This window comes from Candidatus Lokiarchaeota archaeon, from assembly GCA_014730275.1.
Taxonomy (GTDB): Archaea; Asgardarchaeota; Thorarchaeia; order Thorarchaeales; family Thorarchaeaceae; genus WJIL01.
In genome coordinates this window covers 68,705-88,468 of the sequence record WJIL01000006.1, presented here as the reverse complement: position 1 = coordinate 88,468, position 19,764 = coordinate 68,705, and the positions used below count along the sequence as shown (strand labels likewise).

Below are 19,764 nucleotides of genomic sequence, written 5' to 3'. Positions count from 1 at the left end.
TGGATAATATCTGTTTCCCTCGAGTATGAATACCTTCAAATCTGGGTACTGTTTCTCATGTATCAGCCCTAGATTCGGAGAGCTCAAAGAGTGAAAATAAGGACCATTCTCTACGGTATATATCTTGCTTTATCCATTCTGATTAGCCTTACATTGGCTGCTATCCCCGGCATTATGGTTTTCGCCTGGGCGTACAACAATATTGAGGGGTTCATGAATAATCTGTTTTGGCCCATTTCAAGTATCCATCCTTGGTTTACTGGAACCTTCGCTGGCTGGTTCCCTTCGTTTTTCTATGAACACTTCTGGTTCATTGTGCTCTTTGTTCCAATTGGCCTTACATCTTATAGTATATTCCTTGCTATCTTGCTGGGCTTATTCTTGCTTTCCAGACGAGGGATTCCTTTCTTAGAAGATGGATATTACAATGCTGAAACCGAAAAATGGTTGCTTTACGAATTCTACGAGGTCTACTATATCTTGCTACCATATTTTGCCGGTTTCTTTAGCATATTCACAGATACTAGGTTCCGCCATGTCTGGTTCGGTGCAGAAATCGGCAAGGGAACGGTTGTCGGAAATGGTAGGCTCTTCAATCCTGAAAGAACGATAATCGGACAGAATTGCTTTTTCGGCTATGATGCGATACTAAGCGGACATGTGTACGAGGGTAATTCTTTGTATTTGAAAACGGTGAAGCTTGGCGACAACGTTACTGTCGGTGCAAACGCCGTTATTCTGGCGGGGGCAGAGATTGGAGACAATGTGGTCATCGGTGCCGCCTCGGTTGTTCCAAAGGATACTGTGGTACCTGATAACACAATCTGGGTTCGTGGAAAAGCCATCCCGAGAGATGAGGTTGAACGCATTCCTTCGCTACGAGCCGAAGGAGATGAGAGGGAGCTACCGGAACCGGGAGAACATATCTAAACAGTGTCCGGTTTTTTCCCAGTATGCTTACGGGAGCTTTTATACGATACTCCACTCAAAACAATTGAGAACCATGTCAGAAACGAAGACCAAGTACACACCCCGAGGTTACCAAGAGTTCATCCTCGACCAAATCTACGAACTTAAAGATGATAATGTGCTTGTGGAGCTGGATTGTGGCTTGGGAAAGCGTTTCTTGACGCATCAACTGGTTGTCGAATCCTTTCCTGACAAACGTTTCATTATTGTGGTCCATTCCACGTCTTCACTGGCCGAGACTGTTGACTATATGAAATCTGAGTATGGAGGGCTTTCAGAGGATCTTGGGGACCTTTCCTCCCGCGTTCGGTCTGGAATGCGCGAGTACATTCTCCGTGAGAAACGAGTCATCATCTCTACGCCGCAGGTACTCGCCAACGTCTTGAAGAAAGATATCACTCTTCTAGAAGGCATTGATGTAGTTATTATCAACGAAGTTGACACACTAGTTCGAAGGACCAGGGGAAGAACCGCTCTGGTATTTCCGTGGCCTACTCTTCTTACTCTTCTACGGGAAAAGCGGATAATTGGCATGAGTGGTACGTTGAGAGATGAGCACGCTGTATTTACAGATGAGCAGTTGGAGATTCGAAAAGAGCTAAAGACACTATTGAAACACATACCCAACGCAAGTCTAGTGACAATGGAAGACCTCTATGACACAGATATTGACGAATACATTGAAAAAACAGTGATTTCAACAGTTCCGGTGCACAACAAGAAAATCCGATCGATTTCTATTGTTATTGATGAGCTTGTTCGAGATACACGTAGGGAGATACTTGGCCAGCTGGAAGAATCCGGGAATCTGGAATTGGTTCAAGGCGATTCTCGAAGAATCCATCTCATGCTGGAACGACTCCCCGTTTCGGATGATTTGAAAGGTAGGTACTCAGGTCTGTTGCTCCTTCGAAAGTATGTCTATGCTATGCCGCCCAAACAGTTCATGAGAATGTTTCATAATGAGTATCTCAAGCATTACTTCAATGTTAGCGAGCTACGGAAAGTCCTTCCAACAATCTCTCCAAAAGCAGCAAAGATTGTGGAGATTGCGAAGCAATACGATAAATCTGTGATAATATCCTCCTATCTGCGAATGGTTTCCCAGGTCCAAAATCTCCTGTCAAAGGCGGGAATGAAAGTCACCAGAATCACGGGAAAAACTCGAGATAAAGGGTCTGTGCTGAAGTCATTCAAGGATGAGCCGATTGACGCACTTGTTATGTCCCCGGTTGGAGAGCGTGACTTGGACCTACCCGAAGCCGATGTGATGATTGTTGCTGACATAATCAATACCAGCAAAACAATGTATCAGAAATTCAAGCGGACACGCGGAGGAAAGGTACTCATACTCGTATATGAAGGCACTAGCGAGGAACGGAAAGTCCGCGGTTTAATCAACCGAGTCCTTGATAGGTATCCGTGGTCTACCTGCTGTGGCAAGTCTGATTGAGAGACTGAGATGCAATGAGAGTTCTGTGTAACTACCTAGCTTGGCACGAATGTTTGCTTCTACTTGATTGTTGGCAGAAATGTTGAAGCAAGCACCCCGAAGAGGGGCTCGAAGTACTCTGGTTCTAGCTCACGATAGATGTAGTTAGCAACTTCCATGAAGTGGTTTGTACGAGATGCTGCGTCCTCTCCCGCTCCTAGAACCTTTTCTGCCATCTTTTTGATTCTCTTTCGGACTCTTCTTCCGTGTGCGTAGTTCTCAACTACTGCCTTGGTGTCTTCTTCGATACGCTGCACTCTACTCTTAACTCGGATGTCGCTGACTTCATCGATTCCCATTGAATTAGCTGTCTTCATAAGCACATCCATGATCGCTGATTCTATTCCTTCGACAAGCTCTTCAATTTCATAGGCCGTGAATTTCACCGAGTCCTTTCCAATGAGTTGCCATTTCAGACCACTGGTTCGCTCCAATTTGACCTTCTGTTTTCCTATCTCGATTACTTCTGTGTAGTATTGCCCCTCCATACTGCTTAGCAATGAAGTTCTCAAGACGGCCGCTTCAGGTAAGGTGAGTTTCACCGAGTTGCCCTTGTTTTCAACTGTAACACAATGCAACGCATCGGCGTTCTTGCTAACAAACCTGGACTCTTCATGAGTATCAAGCGGGGGCAGATCTCTGAGAGATTTAACAAGCTGGAGAATCTCTTCTTCAGAACAGCTGTATCTGTATCCGTCTCCTGATATTGATATGGCACCATTCTTTTCGCGGTCGAATTCGATTTCGTTACCGCCACCGACATTCGTCGTCTTTTTGTATGTCTGGTGGAATTCTTTGGGTGTCTGTGCCACCTTTTCGAGAGCCGCTGCAACCATATGGGCCTCGCCGTATCCAATTGTTATCTCAGCTTTACCTTTTGTTGCTCTGCCGAGCCCTACTGCGCCATCCTTCCTCAGCTTGATGTACAAGATTTCAACACCTTCATCTTTTGGCTATCATCAACCCACAAAACTGTTGTGCCGCTGGATTTCCATCACGTCAGCCTTTAAGTAGAATGGTGACATTGGATACACGTGTACCAAAATGTCCCAGAAGATATCGTTCATACTTGTTCTCTCATTGTTTGCCTCCTCAGTAGCAGGAATCCCTCTCGCTACATGGAATAACAATGTAGCTCATACAGAACTGAACTCTTATGCCTTTGCTGACAGCGAAGCTTTTCCAAGAGGCCCAACTGTACATATGGTCAACAAGACCGCGGCTATGATTTACTGGGAAACGAATACACAAACAAATGCTACAGTGAACTACGGATCTACCTCCGAAAACTTAGATTCAGCTGTGGAAAACACGACGCTATCAAAAGAGCATAGAGTATGGATTGATGGCTTAGATGCTGGAACGACGGTATACTACCAAGCAATTTCTGATGGGACGAGTAGCGATATCTATCACTTCAAAACTGAGCCTGAAGATGGTGAACCATTCAATCTTGTTGTGCTAAGTGACCCACAACCAACATCAGCAATGGCCCCGGATCAGTCGCAAGTATTCAAGGATATTATAGATATGGTTCGCAATGAAGAACCGCACCTCATTTTGATACTAGGAGATTATGTGGACCAGCTCTCTGATACCGACGAGAGCTATAACGACCTATGTTGGAATAAGTATCTCAATGTAAGTGACAAAGCGGGGCACTACGCTCCAATGTATGGAGTTATTGGAAATCATGATACCATTTCAGGAGAACATTATGCAGATGGATTTCTTGAAGCCTTCCAGCAATACGGTGGAGATTCCACCTATTTCTCGTTTGATTACGCAGGTGTTCACTTCACTCTTCTTGATAGTGAAATGCCAGAATATCAAGGTAGGATAAGTGGAGAGCAATATGATTGGTTGGTAAACGATCTAGAAAACACAGACAAAGAAATCAAATTCGTGATGGGCCATCAACCAATGTACCCTGTTAGTGCTATAGGAAGCTCGCTGGATAGAAACCGGACAGAAAGGAATCGCCTCCAGAGTTTGTTTGAAGAGCACAATGTCACCGCATATCTTGCAGGGCACGACCATGTTTTCCAGAGACTGACTGTCAATGGAGTTCTGCATGTCACTACAGCAGGAGCTGGACCCAAACTCTATTCCACTCCTTGGGGCGGAGATTTCCATCACTATACAAGATGGAATATCTCAGACGCGGAGATTCAGATGGAAACCATCAATACGGACGGAGAAGTTGCAGCAGACTATGCACTCCCGTATGAGGGCTCTATCGAAATTGCTCTACGACGATTCTTCAATACATCAGCTGGACGTCCAGAACAAGCACCATTGATTCTCTTTAGCGAAGTTCCAGAAGAGAAGTACTTCTCTTGGGACGGAGGTGACAACAGTACCACGTTAGGGACATTTCCTGATATCAACGGGCTTCATACGCTTGATGTCTATGCCAAAGGATTAGATGGAGTATGGAATCACAAACACTATGCGTTTGATACTGTTGGTGGTGAAGAACCACAAACAACCACCACTCCTCCCCCTTCGGGCATGAATCCTGTTGTGATTCTTGGTGTGCTCGGCGTTGTGGCAGTGATAATGGTTATTGTAGTCTACAAATGGAAAACGGGGGGCGCTTGAGCGGGGCCATGAAATCGCCCCTCTCATCACTTGGTAGTCAATTAGCTAGCAATATTCATTCCCATAGAAATGAATAACTGAACTATTCGGAAAGCCGAGTTCTTATTTGGGATAATGCATTTCTAATCTTGGGCGATTGCAGATGTCCAGAAAACCTTCATTCCTAATTATTTTTTCACTGCTGATTCTATCTTTTGCTGGAGCTCCCCTTGCAGGATTGGAAATTGCTCCGCTCGACAGCGAGATCCAGCCTGATGCGGTTCGGGCTGATGATGAGATTTTTCCGCGAGGACCGACGGTTCACATGGTAAACAAGACTTCAGCCATGATTTACTGGGAAACAAAAACTCCAACGAATGCCACAGTAAACTATGGAAATGCTTCTGACAACCTCGATTCGAGTGTTAGTAATCCCACTTCGAGCAAAGAACACAGCATCTGGATTGATGGATTAGAAGCTGGAACAACGGTGTACTATGAAGCTGTTTCTGATGGAACCAGTAGCGAGGTTTATTACTTCAAAACGGAACCTGAGGATGGGACACCATTCAAGCTCATCGTAATGGGCGATCCACAGCCCCTACAATCAATGGCACCGGGACAGTCTCAGATATTCCGGGATTTCGTGGACATGGCACGCAATGAAGAGCCCCATCTCGTAATAATTGCGGGTGATTTTGTGCATGAAGTATCCGCAACTGATGAAACCTACAATGAGATTGCTTGGGGTAACTATCTCAATGTGTCTGATAAGCTGGGTCATTATACACCAATCTATGGTTGCATAGGAAACCATGATACAAGACCAGGAGAAACCTACGCAGATTGGTTCTTGGACTCGTTCCACCAGTATGGTGGAAACTCAACTTGGTTTTCGTTCGACTATGCGGGTGTGCACTTCACATTTCTCGATACTGAAGTACCTGAGACCCCGCGTAGAATAACTGGAGAACAGTATGACTGGCTGGTAAACGATCTTCAAAGCACCGACAAGGAAATCAAATATGTTGTTGCTCATCAACCGTTCTATCCTGTTGCCCACATAGACAGTGCGATAGATGCCAATAAGACCGAGCGAGCCCGTCTTCAGAACCTGTTTGAGGAGGAGAATGTGACCATGTTTCTCAGTGGACATGACCACGTATTCCAGCGGATAACAGTAAATGGCGTTGTACATGTCACCTCAAGTGGTGTCGGACCAAAGCTGTATCGGACTCCGTGGGGCGGCGACTATAACCACTATGTGCGACTCAATACTTCTCCCCGAAGAATCGAAATGGAGACTGTCAATAAGGACGGAGATGTAACTGAAACCTATACTCTTCCTTATGAGGGTCCCATTGAGATTGCTTATCGCGAAATTGCCAATACTTCGTCTGCGTTACCAGATGAAGCACCAGAGTTTTACTTCAGCGAAGTTCCAGAAGAGAAGTACTTCTCTTGGGACGGAGGTGACAACAGTACCACGTTAGGAACGTTGCCTGATACCAATGGTCTTCATACGCTAGACGTCTACGCCAAAGGTTCGAATGGTGAATGGACTCACAAGTACTATGAATTCACAACTGTGCAAGGCATAGACACAGGAACAACCACACTTCCGCCTGATGGTGGTATTGATCCCCTCGTCATAGTTGGTGTGATTGGGATTGCCGCAGTGATTATATTGGTCATTGTAGTGTACAGATGGAAAACAAGTTGAAGCTAAACGGGGCTGTTTTCAGCCCCTCCCATCTATTCATCAGTGGGTTATCTTTCTTGCTTGTCTACACGCATCTTGTATATTCAGCCGTGGGGACTCCCTTTGCAGAATTGATCATTATGAAGATTGTTTCACATGTTACAACGTTTTTGCACCTGAATACATTTCTTCTTGATTATCTCGATAAGCATTAATACCGAAGTACTGTACTGCATATTTACGGCTGAGAGGAAAGAGATGAGACTCAAGCAGATTCTTCGATATATCCTGCTTTTCCTTTGCTACCTCTGTATAGGCCTCTTCGGGCTGGTCACAATCCTCTACCTCTTCTTTGGCTCTTCCACCCTTGGCTGGCTCATAGCGATGTTCTATCCTGGTGTTGCTCCACTGCTTTACATTCTAGTGCTGACAAGTGGGGTGATCATCATTCGGTTTTCCTTCATAGAAAAACGGAGAGAAAGGCTAGTTATAGCGGGGGTTTGTGCATTCATTTTCGTTGGTGCAATCATTCCTTATCCCGTCATGCCCTTTAGCATTGCCGAGGCCGAGAATCAGATGGTGTCAGTTTATGGGGCACAATAGGCGGAACTTGATACTTCAGGACTACGGCCTGCTCCTTACTCGATGTTTGACAATCTATTCGGGGTTCCTATTGACGAAACGAGCTTCAGTGCGGAATACGACATCCCCTATCTCGATAATGGTCAGGACACTTTCTTCTTCGATTGGTATTGTCCCATGGGAGCGGGTCCATTTCCGGTTATTATTACACTTCACGGTGGAGCATGGGTTCTCGGCGACAAAGGTAGTTATAACATCCCTCTGTTCAATCAATACTTCGCATCACAAGGATTTGTGGTATTCGATATTCAGTATGGTCTTTTTGATGTCACAAGCCTGCCCGAGGAATATGTGGAACACTTTGGCACATTCTCTTCACTAGCATCATTTGGACCCTCTTACAACGGAAGCTACAACATCGACAATCAGATTGAGAATGTGGGCTATTTCACAAAGATGCTTGAAATGAACAGCTCGAAATACAGAGCGGACATGGAGAATATCTTTGTTGTAGGAAGGTCAGCAGGAGGGAATCTTGCCTCACTCGTGACTATTGGTCACAAGAACGCTCTGTTCGCAGGATACTTCTCGTCCAATATGACTGTCAGGGCTGGCATTTGGTTTTATCCAGTGACAAATATCACAAGGGATGAACGTGGTTTTTTTGATCCCCTCGTGGAGGGCGACTTACCAATTGAAGAACAATACAAGAAGCTCTTTGCAGCCTCGCTTATTTCGAACAGTACGATAGTTCCGCCTATCATGATTATTCATGGGGGTATGGATGGGTTAGCTGATTATGAGAGTCAAGGAGTGAGTTTCTATCGACTGGCAAATAACCTTGGACATAGGTGTCTTCTCATTACCATACCCTTGGCGGGGCATGGTTTTGACTATAACTTCTATGCATACGGGGCACAGATGTCAACATACTATGTTGAGCGATTCATGAGCTTAGAATTGAATGGGGGGTGAAAGGTGTGCGTGTGATAGAACAGTTCAAGAGACCCATCATGTTCAGAATATACTCATTTCTGACATCATTGATATTGAGTCTCAGTGTCCTCCTATCCATGTTTGGTGCGCTTGGATATTTTCTGATTCAGCAGCTCGCATCAGCAACGATTGTTCTCGGTACCACCTTCGAACTGATTCAGATTCTGATGATTCTACAATTGGTAAATAGAGATGATAAAGCAGGATGGATTATTCATCGATTTGCATACGTAACACTACTGGTAATCATTCTATCATTTCTATCAATTATTGGAGGTATGTTCCTTTCATCCTTCTTCATCTTTGGAGCCGATGTTATGATAATTCCCGTGATTGGGTATACAGTACAGGCCAGTTTTGGGATTTCCCTCTCATCAGTCTCCTATCACTTTCTCCAGCTTGATGCTCCTTGGTGTTGGTAATTCATCATGTGGAATGCATTTTTCGAAGTTTAAACCCTCCCTACCGCCAAGAGAGGCATAGATGGATTCTATGATGATTGGGTTCGTATCGACTCTTGTTACCTAATATGCTTCTTTTACAAAGCGTCTTTGACGTCGAATGCCAATTTCCCGGCTTCTTTTGTTTGAAGACCAATATCGATTTTGTGTTCTCCCTCACCGAGCTGATCGCCCTCAACTTTAATTAGAATTTCAACGCCGACTTTGATTGGAATCGGGTTATCCTCCGAGACCTCTGAACCTGTGATTTCGGTGTCTTCAGATTTAATGACTGTATTCTCTAGAGGGTACTCTTCGTCATCAACCTTGATGGGATCCATCGCGGTTGCTGTGCCGGGGGACAACGAGTTCTTGATTTTGAAATGGAATCCGTCTTCAACGTTTTCTAGACTGCCTTTGATATACAGTTTCCGAAGCAGAAAGGCTGGAATTTGCAATGTATTGGTTCCTCCATCGATTAGACAACTCAATTACAACCTTAGCCATCTTTTATAGATTGTGCCCTCCCGTATCCTGCAGCACCTCTTTTCTGACAAATGTAATAAGGGACTTTCCCGACATCAACCTAGAGAACTCATTACAAGAGGAGAACTACCGTTGCAATTTCCATTCAGCCCCTTTGAATTCTTTGATTTCTTTTTTGGCTTCTCAGCGTTTTTCTTGCTGTTCCCAATAATATTCTTCGTTATTTTCTTAATAGTGTCTTTCAAGGTCTGTAAGGGTATAGGCCAAACCGCCTCTGGTTTCACCGTACAGCCCCCCTCTTTTGTAATACCTGAGAGACATCGTGAACAGGGAACTCGTAGGGATGGTTCCACTATGCAGACAGTACGACTTCCAGAGCGCTGCCCGAGTTGTGGAGCTTCATTATCACATGAATCCATTGACTGGGTAGGTCCGCTTGAAGCCAAATGTAGCTATTGTGGTGCTACTGTTCGAGCTACATTCGAAGAAGTTTGAGCTCTGATAACTTCTATGGGAGCCTAAACATTTGAAAAGCCTAATGAAAACCGCCCGCGGTGCGGGTAATCTAGAGATACGAACCATTTCCGAGCCCAAACCCCAAAATGATGAAGTTTTGGTGAAAGTCGAAGCTGCTGGTATTTGTGGGACTGATGTTCATATAAAGCACGATCAAGCATTTCATACCCCACCAGTAGTCCTTGGCCACGAATACTCCGGAACGGTTGTTGATATCGGCTCTGAGGTTTCCACTATCCAAGTTGGAGATGAAGTGGTTTCTCCAGCCACCGCATATTGTGGACAGTGTCACCAATGCAAAACTGGACACGTAAACAGATGCACCGCTCCCAACAAGCGTATTCTCGGGGTCTCGAGAGCGAATGGTGCATTTGCCCAGTATCTTACCGTGCCAGAGTATATCATACACAAGGTTCCAGACAGCGTACCCTTGGAAGAAGCGGCCTTGGCTGAACCCACCGCATGTGTGGTCCACGCGCTTATTGAGAAATCTCCTATTTGTCCTGGAGATGTTGTTGTCGTTCAAGGTCCAGGCACGATGGGACTGCTATCATTGCAAGTTGCCAAAGCTATGGGGGCAGGAAAAGTCATTGTCACCGGTATGTCTTCTGATAGATGGCGGCTTGACATTGCAGAACGTACCGGAGCCGACCGTACAATCGATATTGAGAAGGAAGATCCAATCGATATTGTCAACGATGAATCCCTAGGAATAGGTGCTGATGTTGTGGTTGAAGCATCTGGCTCATGTGCTGCTTGCAGTCAGGCCCTAGAATTCGTGAAAGTGGCGGGACACGTAGCTCTTCTAGGAGTGCGTGGTCGCCCTGCTGAAGTAGACCTCGATCAGATGATTGTGAAAGAACTGACAATGACCGGCACATGGGGCACCATACCTTCATCTTGGGTAACAACACTGAAGTTGATGGCTTCACGCAAAATCGCTGTTGCCCCGCTGATAACTCACCGACTATCCCTTGATGAATGGGAACAGGGATTTGAGCTAATGGAGGATCAGAAAGCAATCAAAGTTCTCTTTACCAATTTCTCATAGAAATCTACTACTGAGATGAGAGAAATGAAGAAACTGGGAATCATAGTCTGTGAACGCTATGGGGATTGCGCAGGGGGTAAATGCTTCAGGTCACTCCATGCACGAGAAGGCGCATTCAGCATCTACGATGAGGAATTACGGATTGTTGGCTATGCAACTTGTGGTGGATGTCCAGGCGGCAACATAGAGTACGCTGGAGAAGAAATGAAAGCAAATGGCGCAGAGGTAATTCATCTTGCTACAGGATTTCTAGTCGGGTATCCTCCGTGCACTATGATTGACTACTTCGAAAATTTCATCGAAGAAAAATTTGGCCTAGACATTGTTCTAGGAACCCACCCCATCCCTTCAAGTTACATGAAAACTCATCGAGCTCTCGGGACGTGGGAAGCTCCCGAGTGGGAAGAACGTTTGAAGCATGTTATGACCGATGAGAAAACACGTAGAAAATATGGTTGATTCAGCCCTAAAGAACACACTTAACACTCCCAATACGAAAAAAGGGTTGATTGGACCAAAAAAGCAACCAGTGCTCTTTTGAGGGGACCTTTCAAAAATCTATATGGATGTATCCGCCTTGTATTTGACAAGAGACTCTGACTTATCAGACTACGAGCAAGTTACTGCTAACGGCGTCGAAGGCGTGTGGAAGAATTCACTGCTCAATTCTGAGAACGGCTCAACTCATTTTGCGATGCGAACATACCAAATTGAGCCGAACGGTCATACTTCGCTCGATAACCATGAACATGATCATGGTGTCTATGTCCTTGAAGGGACGCCTACTGCTGTTATTGAGGGTAAATCCATTCTTCTTACTGCAGGTGATGTTTTACATATTGCAGGAAATGAAGAACATCAATTCTTCAACAAGGGGGATAACCCTGCCAAATTTATCTGCGTAAAGAATTACTAACTATGCCCACTTGTCTAATGCATCTTGCACTGTTGCAATGTGGGCTGCTGCGGGTCCACCACCCATAACTATTGCAACTGCACACCCTTCCATGATTTCTTCTCTAGAAGCTCCAGCTGATAACGCCTGTTTCGTATGATACACCATGCAGCTCTCACAGGGCTCGAGAATGCTAGCTACAATGCATATGATTTCTTTGAATTTGCGTGGCAGGGCACCATCCCGATCTACTATCTTGAGAAGATCCGTAAATGCGTTTCTTGTCTCCGGAATGTCTCTGTTCAGTGCGCCAAAATGCTTTTGGAAGTAACGCAGCCTGTCTCCAACGTCTTTGGTCATCTCTCTTTTCTCCGTTTGATTAGCAATATCTGCTCAGGCTCCAAGTTGGATTACGCTATGTTAAAGTGTTTCTGAAAAACCCGTTTTTTGGCCTTAACTAGAATCTACTATTTCCTAGATTTGCTTTCAGACAGTGTGCCTAGATTCCACTTAGTTCTCTTGTATCTCGTATGATATAGTGAATTTGCCATGGCCTCTTCTTTTTGAGTAAAGTTATCTTTGACGATTTCCGCTCCTGTGAACGTTGCAATACTATCTATGATTGCTTGCTTGATTTCGTCTTCATTAGGTGGCGAGTCGAACTCTTTGGCAATTGTGGTAACAACGTCCTTTTTGCTCTCCTTGCATCGTATGGACCTGCCATCTCTAAGATAGACTGGTTGATTTGGAGGCGGACTAAGTGCTCTCCTAAGCGTTTCGAGATTTGCAGATAGTAGGAGCGTACCGTGGATGAATGAGACTCCTTGTTTGAGCCATCCTGCTGTGCCTGTAATCTTTCTCCCGTTTATGCGAATACAGCTTCTGTTGGGGTCATAACTGGCGCCTATGCCGATGCTTCGTAGACCTTTGGCTAGAGTGCCTATGAAATTCCAATAGAGTTCTCGAAGGGTTCTTGAAACACAGCTTTCCGACTGATCGAGACAGAATGAAATATTCAGATTACCTTCGTCGTGAAAAACAGTTCCTCCACCAGTAAATCTTCTAGCTATACTGATATCGTTGTTCCTGCAAAACTCTATGTTCACTTCCTCATGAACACATTGAAACCTACCAAGTACCACGGAGGGTTCCGATTTCCAGAACCGCACTGTATTTGTTTTATCGACTGCACCAGCATTTGTTCTGGCCAGACTCTCTTCTAGCGCCAAATTCCTGTATATATCGGATTCTTCATTATCTATCAATCGCCAGGACATGGTACTACATCTGCCGTAAGGTACACTCGCTTCTCCAAGCCTCAAACAAAATTACTATTTGATGTTAATAGGTGTTGTTATAACAGACTAAAGGGGTACTATTTTGGAACAAAAAGGTGCCGGTGACGGGAGGATACTCGCCACCGGCTAGAGCAGATGTCGTTTCGAGGTTGGAACCGACCACAATGGTGCGGCTCATGTGTGATTCTTGGCATTGGCATTTAAGGTCGTATTTTGGATGGACTGTCATTTGCTTGCTTCTAGTCTTCTGCAACCGGCTGCTAAAGCAAAACAAATCAATAGTACTACAGTTCCTGTTAGAATAAGCATGGTAGTTGGTGCTTTGATTGAAGCAGCTAGATAAGCTGAGATTAATAATCCGAGAAGGACTAGATGATTCAAAACCGCTGATGCGTTGGCTGGTGCGAGGGTCTCTGGAAACGGATACCGGTTTCGTGCTTCAATCACGGAAACCACACCTAGGGGAACTGTACAGAACACAAAAGATGAGTAGTGGTTGATAGAATCGGAAATGATAAACACCGCATAGAGAATATAGACGGACAGGATCAAAGCCACAAAGACATGAGATGCCCTTCGCAATCCTATTCTTACTACCATAGTATCCTTCCCAACTTGCTTATCCGCTTGATAATCTGGGAATTCGTTGATCCACAATACGGCTGATATTGAAAGAGCGATAGGAATCGATACTAATAGCGGTTGAAGGCCGAAAGATTCCGTTTGAACATAGTACGTGCCGATGATGAGCAATATACCGAAGTTTAGCCCTACTAGGATTTCTCCAATGCCTTTGCTTGCCAAGCGGATAGGTGGGGCAGCGTAGAAAAAACCCGAGAATGCGCCGAATAAACCCAGTATGAGGACAATCCACCCTACGCTTAGAAAGAGGTAGAAACCAATCAGAGCAGCAATAGTTAGCAAAGATACAGAGACACTCAGAATGTCTTTGGGATTAAGCCTTCCTTGTTGTATCATGCGACTACCGCCTGTAAATGGCTTGACATAGTTTACGTTAATATCGTCATTACCGCTCATATGGTCGAAGTAATCATTTGCGGCATTGGTGCCCATATGAATGAGAACTCCTGACATAATGGTTAGAGCAAACAGGAACCAATTGAAAGAACCAGTTTCGGAAAATGCTACTGCTCCACCAACAGCTATGGAACCGGCGGTTGCTAGTAGGAACGGTGGTCGTATCAATATTATCCATGATACAATGGAGTTGAATCTGTTTCTTTTTGATTCTCTCGTGTCTCCCTTCTCATGGGATAACCCCATTAAAACCACACTCTGTTTCTATCAGACATTTCGATGAATTACGTAATCTGCCATCCTATTAAGAAGATGCTTTTTGAGTATCTTGACTTCTCGAAGTGCCCTCTTCGCTTTGGTTATGTGTTGCTTTGCATCTTCCTTCGCGAGAGCAACAACAGCAGTTTCATCGACGATTTGAAGTACTTTATGAATATCTTCGTCAACTAGCGCTTTGAATAACTTCTGTCCTGTTTCTTCGTCGCTGTATCTCAATGCGCTAAGAATGACATAGTTTGGTCTGCCCAAACGCAGGTCTGACTTTGTTGTCTTTCCAACAGTGTGTTCATGAGACTGGACATCGAGGATGTCATCACGAATCTGAAACGCTACACCCATGCCTTTTGCATAATCCTTGAGTGCTTTTGTTTTCACTTCATCCCCACCCCCGATTCTAACGCCTATTGCAACGGCGGCTTCAATGAATGATACAGTCTTTCGCTGCGTTATTTCTAAGTACTCCTCAAGCGTATAATCTTCCGGCCTTTCTGGGCTGAGGTATAAATCTGCAGCTTCTCCTTCGCACATTTTTGTTCCCCCGACACCTATGTGACTCAGAAGATCTGGTTCTCCATAATCACCTAGAAGGCGAATGGCCTGTGATATCAACAAGTCACCTGCGAGAAGTGCAGTTTTTCTACCGAAGATGCTATGGACCGTTGGCACGCCTCGTCTTGTCTCGTCATCGTCAATCAGATCATCATGAATTAGACTTGCAGTTTGGAGTAGTTCAGCTGCTAAGGCAACCGGTAAGACATCTTCGATTTCTCCCCCAACTGCCTCACACGCGAGTACGGCAATAAGTGACCTGAGTCTCTTTCCTCCTGCCTTTATCAGATGGTATGCTGCTTCGTAGAGAATCTCGGGTTTCCCCTGATTAGAGGCCATGAATTCGTTAATGTAACCATCAATCCTTTGCAGCCTTGATTGTATCTCTGCTAACTCTAGAAAATTAGGCAGCATTTGATCAGCCTGAGACTTGTCAGTACTGATGAGGTGTTGCAAGTCATTATCCACGTGTGTCCTCTCCTGTATTGCTCTGCATCATAGATGTATCTTCTTAAGTTCTGCTATGTGGATTCTCTAGTTCTTTTTCTGGCGATTGCGGATAGTTAGCTGAGGATAGTATAGTCTCCAAGAAAGGAAACCAATCAACAGTATGCCAACAAGAAGCGGAACGAATAGCCCCTTCCAGAGTGAGAACCCACTCCAAAACGATAGTATGATGAACAGACTACTTGCTATAGTCCGAGGCATTTGAACCATCTTATCTGAATTCGCTCTCGTAAGTAGATGAAAGATAATTGATGCTACAGTTCCAGTAATGAACCATCCGACGAAATTTACGAGGGGAACCCCATAATAGGCACCTGGTTGTGACCAGACCCAAATATTGAGTACTACTGCTGCAGGATCAAGCACGAGGTCAACTAGGACGAGCACAATTGCGCTAGCCGGGATGGCTAAGGACGCGTTCTGAGAAAGTCGTGTTGTGACCGTCATGGAACCAAGAAGCAATGGACCAAATGCAAAAGTAACACTCCATGGAACCAAACCAAGAATCTTGAATCCCATGGTCTCAGCATAGTGGAAGCTTCCGTATGGTATTCCTGTTGAGATTCCGATCGATTCGATGATAACTGGAAATATCGCGAAAAGAATCAGTATCAACATCCCCTTTTTTGGGCCTGCCCACTTGATAAAATAGTAGTAAGAAGGTAGAGCTAAGGCCACAATGAAAAAGGCAGAAACCCATGTAACCGACTCGCCAATCGGAACATTTGCCACTAGGTAACTTGACAGGAAGAAGGCTCCACAGAATACAGCCAACAACACATCATTTGATTTCTTCAGTTGCATCAAATCATCCCCAGTTTCGGAAGCCCAATAGTGAAGAAGATTATCATACCGAAGATGCCATTCCAGTAGGGAAAGAACCAGTAGACCCTGCTAACATCAGCTTCCCGCTTTAGAATAAGGTAAACCGGAATCATGGGATACACAAAGGTGAGGAGATTCCATGGGTAATTCCACGGATGAACAAAAACAAGAATCACTGCGAAGAGGACCCAGAATACCAAACACAGGAGAAGCGAGGCTCTTTTCCCAATGGCTACTGCTGTGGTTCTTACGTCTGCTTTTCTATCCGCCTCGATATCTGGAACAGCAGAGAAGAGCTGCATTGCGGCTGTCCAACAGAACGCAGCAAATACCGGAATTAGAGGCGGAATAGTTCCTTTAGTTTGATATATTGCCAAGAGCGCTGGAATAACGTAAAGGAAATTCGATGTGAAATCTAAAACAGGTACCGCTTTCAATCTGATTGGTTCTACGCTATAAAGAACGGAAAGAACCATCCAGGACGCGAAAAGCAAAATTGCGGTAAGATCACTTTGGAAAAACATGAGAATGAAGCCATATAGAAAAGAAAGTCCTACGAGAGCATAGAGCTTCTTTAGGTCTTGTTGTTTGGTCTTGTACTCTTTGTCGCCTTTCTTTGGGTTGAACATATCCGTATCACGATCTGAGAGATCATTTACACCATAGAGAAGTACATTGGCTGGGATCATGAAGTAGAAGAGGTGCGCGATGAAAAAAGGGTCAATGAGTTGGCCCACTGTAGAAATGCCGATAATATAGCCTACGAGGTAGGTTCCACCCAAGTACAGCCAGAACCTGACTCTTGAAATGCTATAAGCAAGCTTCAGGATATTCGTCATTCACACTTATTCTCCATCATGCAATGTCATAATCTTCGGTTATCATGTCGGCAACAATCTCTGAAGAGATTAATGCCATTGGTACGCCGATTCCCGGGTGTGTATATTGCCCAGTGTAATAGAGATTATCCACTTTCTTGCTGTCGTGCCTTGGTCTAAAGAATGCTGACTGACTGAAGGTGTGAGTAAGTCCAACAGCAGTTCCTTTGTACGCGTTGTACTCATTGGCAAAATCATCCAGTGTGAAGATACGTCTAACCACAATTGAATCTTCAATAGGTTCCCCAATCACTTTCTCCATGTGGGAGACTATCTTTTTGAAATACATCTCTCGGTGATCAGGGGTATCTTCCAGCCCTGGTGATATCGGCACGGTCACGAATATGTTCTCCATTCCTTCAGGTGCAACCGTATCATCCTTCCTCGAAGGGCAGCAAAGATAGTATGCGGGTTTATCCGGCCATCCCGGTTCATCGAAAATTTGGTTAAAGTGCGCTACCCAATCGTGATCAAGGATAACATTGTGGTGAGTCAAGGAATCGATTTTCTTGTCAAGACCGAGATAGAGAACGAATGCTGACGGAGCAATGGTTTTGCCCTCCCAGTATCTTTCTGGATACTGCTGATATTGCTTTTCTAGAAGGTCTGTTTCGGAATGTGGGTAATCTGCATTGACAACGAAGATATCCCCATCGATAGAACCTTTGTTGGTTATCAGCTTGCTTGCTTTCTTGTTCTCTACTTGTATATGTTCCACTTCAGTATTGTACCTGAATTCAACGTTGTATTCCTCACACAATGAAACGAGGGCCTCCACGATTTTGCCAATTCCGCCATATGGATACCAAACGCCTAGATTGAAATCAATGTGAGAAATCATCGAGTACAACGCGGGTGTGTTCTCGGGATTGCCTCCAAGGAACACTATGGAATACTCGAGTATTTTCTTGCTTCGTTCATCATCGAAGTACTTGCTAACCAAGCCATCAATGTTGGAAAGGATACTGAGTTTCCAACCTGCCCGCCACAGCTTTGGATTCAGCATCGATAGAATACCCGAGAGGTTCTCATACATAAGACCATCCAGCAGGTATTCATATTTTTCTTCAGCTTGGTCAAGGTATTCCCGAAGTTTCTCAGCGCCATTCTCCTCCAGTTGATCAAACAGTTCCATGTTTTCTTCAAGATTCGCTGAGATGTCAATGATTTCGCGTTCCGGGAAGAAAATACGGTACGATGGATTCAGTCGTATGAGATCGTAGAAATCTTCTGCTTTTCTTCCGAAATGCTCGAAGTAGTGATCAAAAATTTCTGGCATGAGATACCAAGACGGCCCCATATCGAAAACGAAACCGTCTTTCTTCCAAACACGTGCTCTTCCTCCAGGTCTATCGGTTTTCTCGATAAGGACAACCTCATGGCCTTGCTTGCCTAGCAAAGCTGCTGCAGATAGGCCACCGATGCCTGTTCCAATCACTCCAATCCTCAAGTGAGTTCACTCCTCTATTATCTACTGAAACCATCCCTAATATGGTTACCCTACTCCCTCTGTGATGACCGTTGTTTCACTAATCTCGATTCGACAGAATGGCAAGGGAATATCTATTAGTTTAAAAGCAATATTTTGTGATAGTGCTAAAAATCTTAGACAGATGGGCTTTCGTGAGGAGAGAACAGGATTGCTCAGGTGGGAACAAGAATCCCACAGTCACAGGTGCCGGGTGTCTGTAGAGAGGAGTAGGAATATGCTGAGTGAATACCACGCGCATTTGGCGACATTACCATCAGAAGTACATAGCAGTGACGATTTAGATGCACCAGATTTGGACTTGAGTTACGAGTACTGCATGGATGTTTTCAAATTGCATGCTCGATCGTTTCATTTTGCGTCTCGATATTTGAATGAAGAAGAACGGAAATCAATTGCTGCTCTGTATGGGTTCTGCAGATTGGTTGATGATTTCGCCGATGAGATGGAGCTGACCGTCAAGGAGATCGAGCATGAACTGGATCTCTTGAAAGATATTGCTGAACGCTTGGCGAAGGGCGAGGTTTTCTCCCATCCACTTTTCAGAGCATTCGGTCATACTATGGTGAAGTACAGGATACCGGTTCGATATCTGCATGAACTGATTGAAGGCGTCAGAATGGACCTGCGTCTGAAAGAAATTGAAACTGTGGAAGAGTTGGACAGATACTGCTATCATGTGGCTTCGACGGTTGGTTTGATGATGTGCCACATTTGGGGAAGTACTGACCCAGAAACTTTGGATCGCGCTGCTGATTTGGGAGTAGCACTTCAACTTACCAACATATTGAGAGACGTTGCTGAAGACTATGACAACGGCAGAATCTATTTGCCCAAGAAGCTAAGAGACGAATTCAGGGTACCGATATCTGATTTTGAAAATCGTACAGTTTCTCCTAATTTCGAATTGCTTCTCAAACACGAAATCGCTCGAGCTCATTCAATTTATGCAAAGGCCGAAATTGGTTTACAGGATTTGCCACCGGCTGCTTCTTTTACTGTGAGAGTTGCGGCGGAAGTTTATGGTGAAATCATGCATGAAATTGAAAAGATGGATTATCAGGTCTTTGAGAAGCGGGCCGTGGTGCCAAAATGGAGGAAGCTCTGGATTGCTTTCAAACTGCGCAGGAAATACAATCAAGAGAAGAAAACATACGATTTAGTCCGCAAAGGGCAGAGGTAGTCCAAG

21 protein-coding genes are annotated in these 19,764 nt (G+C 44.7%); 12 read left to right on the top strand and 9 right to left on the bottom strand.

What is annotated here, in order from left to right; all coding sequences use genetic code 11:
* The first annotated feature begins 90 nt into the window (after positions 1-90).
* Together GF309_00820 and GF309_00815 are read left to right on the top strand one after the other, a co-directional pair.
* Complete coding sequence (locus GF309_00820; protein ID MBD3157304.1) at positions 91-930, top strand: hypothetical protein; 840 nt, start codon at positions 91-93, stop codon at positions 928-930.
* Positions 764-2,422: a hypothetical protein gene (locus GF309_00815; protein MBD3157303.1), complete on the top strand. Its 1,659-nt coding sequence runs from the start codon at positions 764-766 to the stop codon at positions 2,420-2,422. Before GF309_00820 ends, GF309_00815 begins: the two co-directional genes overlap by 167 nt.
* Positions 2,423-2,481: 59 nt before the next feature.
* Here GF309_00815 and GF309_00810 read toward each other — a convergent pair whose 3' ends face one another.
* Positions 2,482-3,390, bottom strand: a complete 909-nt coding sequence (locus GF309_00810) for a hypothetical protein (GenBank protein MBD3157302.1) — start codon at positions 3,388-3,390, stop codon at positions 2,482-2,484.
* 115 nt (positions 3,391-3,505) lie between these two features.
* On the opposite strand from GF309_00810, the gene GF309_00805 reads away from it, so the two are divergent.
* The 5 genes from GF309_00805 to GF309_00785 all read left to right on the top strand — a co-directional run bounded on the left by GF309_00805 (position 3,506) and on the right by GF309_00785 (position 8,746).
* Positions 3,506-5,065, top strand: coding sequence for a hypothetical protein (locus GF309_00805; protein MBD3157301.1), 1,560 nt, complete (start codon positions 3,506-3,508; stop codon positions 5,063-5,065).
* Between the two features lie 142 nt (positions 5,066-5,207).
* Positions 5,208-6,767, top strand: a complete 1,560-nt coding sequence (locus GF309_00800) for a hypothetical protein (protein ID MBD3157300.1) — start codon at positions 5,208-5,210, stop codon at positions 6,765-6,767.
* A gap of 237 nt (positions 6,768-7,004) precedes the next feature.
* Positions 7,005-7,349 (top strand): hypothetical protein, encoded by a 345-nt coding sequence (locus tag GF309_00795; protein MBD3157299.1) that lies wholly within the window; start codon positions 7,005-7,007, stop codon positions 7,347-7,349.
* A 42-nt stretch (positions 7,350-7,391) separates the two neighbouring features.
* Positions 7,392-8,303 (top strand): alpha/beta hydrolase fold domain-containing protein, encoded by a 912-nt coding sequence (locus GF309_00790; protein ID MBD3157298.1) that lies wholly within the window; start codon positions 7,392-7,394, stop codon positions 8,301-8,303.
* A gap of 5 nt (positions 8,304-8,308) precedes the next feature.
* Positions 8,309-8,746 (top strand): hypothetical protein, encoded by a 438-nt coding sequence (locus tag GF309_00785; protein ID MBD3157297.1) that lies wholly within the window; start codon positions 8,309-8,311, stop codon positions 8,744-8,746.
* 116 nt (positions 8,747-8,862) lie between these two features.
* Here GF309_00785 and GF309_00780 read toward each other — a convergent pair whose 3' ends face one another.
* On the bottom strand, positions 8,863-9,222 hold the full coding sequence (locus GF309_00780) for a hydroxymethylglutaryl-CoA reductase (GenBank protein MBD3157296.1): 360 nt from the start codon (positions 9,220-9,222) through the stop codon (positions 8,863-8,865).
* Positions 9,223-9,382: 160 nt separating this feature from the next.
* On the opposite strand from GF309_00780, the gene GF309_00775 reads away from it, so the two are divergent.
* From GF309_00775 to GF309_00760, 4 genes are all read left to right on the top strand, one after another.
* Positions 9,383-9,745, top strand: coding sequence for a hypothetical protein (locus GF309_00775; protein MBD3157295.1), 363 nt, complete (start codon positions 9,383-9,385; stop codon positions 9,743-9,745).
* A 31-nt stretch (positions 9,746-9,776) separates the two neighbouring features.
* Positions 9,777-10,817: an alcohol dehydrogenase catalytic domain-containing protein gene (locus tag GF309_00770; GenBank protein MBD3157294.1), complete on the top strand. Its 1,041-nt coding sequence runs from the start codon at positions 9,777-9,779 to the stop codon at positions 10,815-10,817.
* 15 nt (positions 10,818-10,832) lie between these two features.
* Positions 10,833-11,276, top strand: a complete 444-nt coding sequence (locus tag GF309_00765; GenBank protein MBD3157293.1) for a CGGC domain-containing protein — start codon at positions 10,833-10,835, stop codon at positions 11,274-11,276.
* A gap of 103 nt (positions 11,277-11,379) precedes the next feature.
* Entirely contained in the window at positions 11,380-11,733 is a 354-nt protein-coding gene (locus tag GF309_00760; protein MBD3157292.1) for a cupin domain-containing protein, read from the top strand.
* Here the strand turns inward: GF309_00760 and GF309_00755 are convergent, their stop codons facing one another.
* The 7 genes from GF309_00755 to crtI form a co-directional block, all read right to left on the bottom strand.
* On the bottom strand, positions 11,734-12,072 hold the full coding sequence (locus GF309_00755; GenBank protein ID MBD3157291.1) for a carboxymuconolactone decarboxylase family protein: 339 nt from the start codon (positions 12,070-12,072) through the stop codon (positions 11,734-11,736).
* Between the two features lie 107 nt (positions 12,073-12,179).
* Positions 12,180-12,989, bottom strand: a complete 810-nt coding sequence (locus GF309_00750) for a hypothetical protein (protein MBD3157290.1) — start codon at positions 12,987-12,989, stop codon at positions 12,180-12,182.
* A gap of 246 nt (positions 12,990-13,235) precedes the next feature.
* Positions 13,236-14,294, bottom strand: coding sequence for a hypothetical protein (locus GF309_00745; protein ID MBD3157289.1), 1,059 nt, complete (start codon positions 14,292-14,294; stop codon positions 13,236-13,238).
* 21 nt (positions 14,295-14,315) lie between these two features.
* Positions 14,316-15,344: a hypothetical protein gene (locus tag GF309_00740; protein ID MBD3157288.1), complete on the bottom strand. Its 1,029-nt coding sequence runs from the start codon at positions 15,342-15,344 to the stop codon at positions 14,316-14,318.
* 66 nt (positions 15,345-15,410) lie between these two features.
* A complete protein-coding gene (locus GF309_00735) occupies positions 15,411-16,187 on the bottom strand; it encodes a carotenoid biosynthesis protein (protein ID MBD3157287.1) in 777 nt (258 codons plus the stop codon).
* Positions 16,187-17,047, bottom strand: coding sequence for a prenyltransferase (locus GF309_00730; GenBank protein ID MBD3157286.1), 861 nt, complete (start codon positions 17,045-17,047; stop codon positions 16,187-16,189). The genes GF309_00735 and GF309_00730 overlap by 1 nt, the downstream gene beginning before the upstream one ends.
* A 16-nt stretch (positions 17,048-17,063) precedes the next feature.
* The gene (gene crtI, locus GF309_00725; GenBank protein MBD3157285.1) at positions 17,064-18,536 is read right to left on the bottom strand and encodes a phytoene desaturase; all 1,473 of its coding nucleotides are present in this window, start codon (positions 18,534-18,536) and stop codon (positions 17,064-17,066) included.
* Positions 18,537-18,597: 61 nt separating this feature from the next.
* Between crtI and GF309_00720 the strand changes: the two genes are divergently transcribed.
* Complete coding sequence (locus tag GF309_00720) at positions 18,598-19,758, top strand: hypothetical protein (protein MBD3157284.1); 1,161 nt, start codon at positions 18,598-18,600, stop codon at positions 19,756-19,758.
* Positions 19,759-19,764: the final 6 nt, after the last annotated feature.

Bases quoted from the DNA above. Each gene is read 5' to 3' on its own strand.
- GF309_00735 (MBD3157287.1), bottom strand. From the start codon at position 16,187: ATGCAACTGAAGAAATCAAATGATGTGTTGTTGGCTGTATTCTGTGGA.
- GF309_00730 (MBD3157286.1), bottom strand. From the start codon at position 17,047: ATGACGAATATCCTGAAGCTTGCTTATAGCATTTCAAGAGTCAGGTTC.
- GF309_00755 (MBD3157291.1), bottom strand. From the start codon at position 12,072: ATGACCAAAGACGTTGGAGACAGGCTGCGTTACTTCCAAAAGCATTTT.
- GF309_00750 (MBD3157290.1), bottom strand. From the start codon at position 12,989: ATGTCCTGGCGATTGATAGATAATGAAGAATCCGATATATACAGGAAT.
- GF309_00765 (MBD3157293.1), top strand. From the start codon at position 10,833: ATGAGAGAAATGAAGAAACTGGGAATCATAGTCTGTGAACGCTATGGG.
- GF309_00790 (MBD3157298.1), top strand. From the start codon at position 7,392: ATGTTTGACAATCTATTCGGGGTTCCTATTGACGAAACGAGCTTCAGT.
- GF309_00745 (MBD3157289.1), bottom strand. From the start codon at position 14,294: ATGGGGTTATCCCATGAGAAGGGAGACACGAGAGAATCAAAAAGAAAC.
- GF309_00795 (MBD3157299.1), top strand. From the start codon at position 7,005: ATGAGACTCAAGCAGATTCTTCGATATATCCTGCTTTTCCTTTGCTAC.
- GF309_00805 (MBD3157301.1), top strand. From the start codon at position 3,506: ATGTCCCAGAAGATATCGTTCATACTTGTTCTCTCATTGTTTGCCTCC.
- GF309_00800 (MBD3157300.1), top strand. From the start codon at position 5,208: ATGTCCAGAAAACCTTCATTCCTAATTATTTTTTCACTGCTGATTCTA.
- GF309_00760 (MBD3157292.1), top strand. From the start codon at position 11,380: ATGGATGTATCCGCCTTGTATTTGACAAGAGACTCTGACTTATCAGAC.
- GF309_00815 (MBD3157303.1), top strand. From the start codon at position 764: ATGTGGTCATCGGTGCCGCCTCGGTTGTTCCAAAGGATACTGTGGTAC.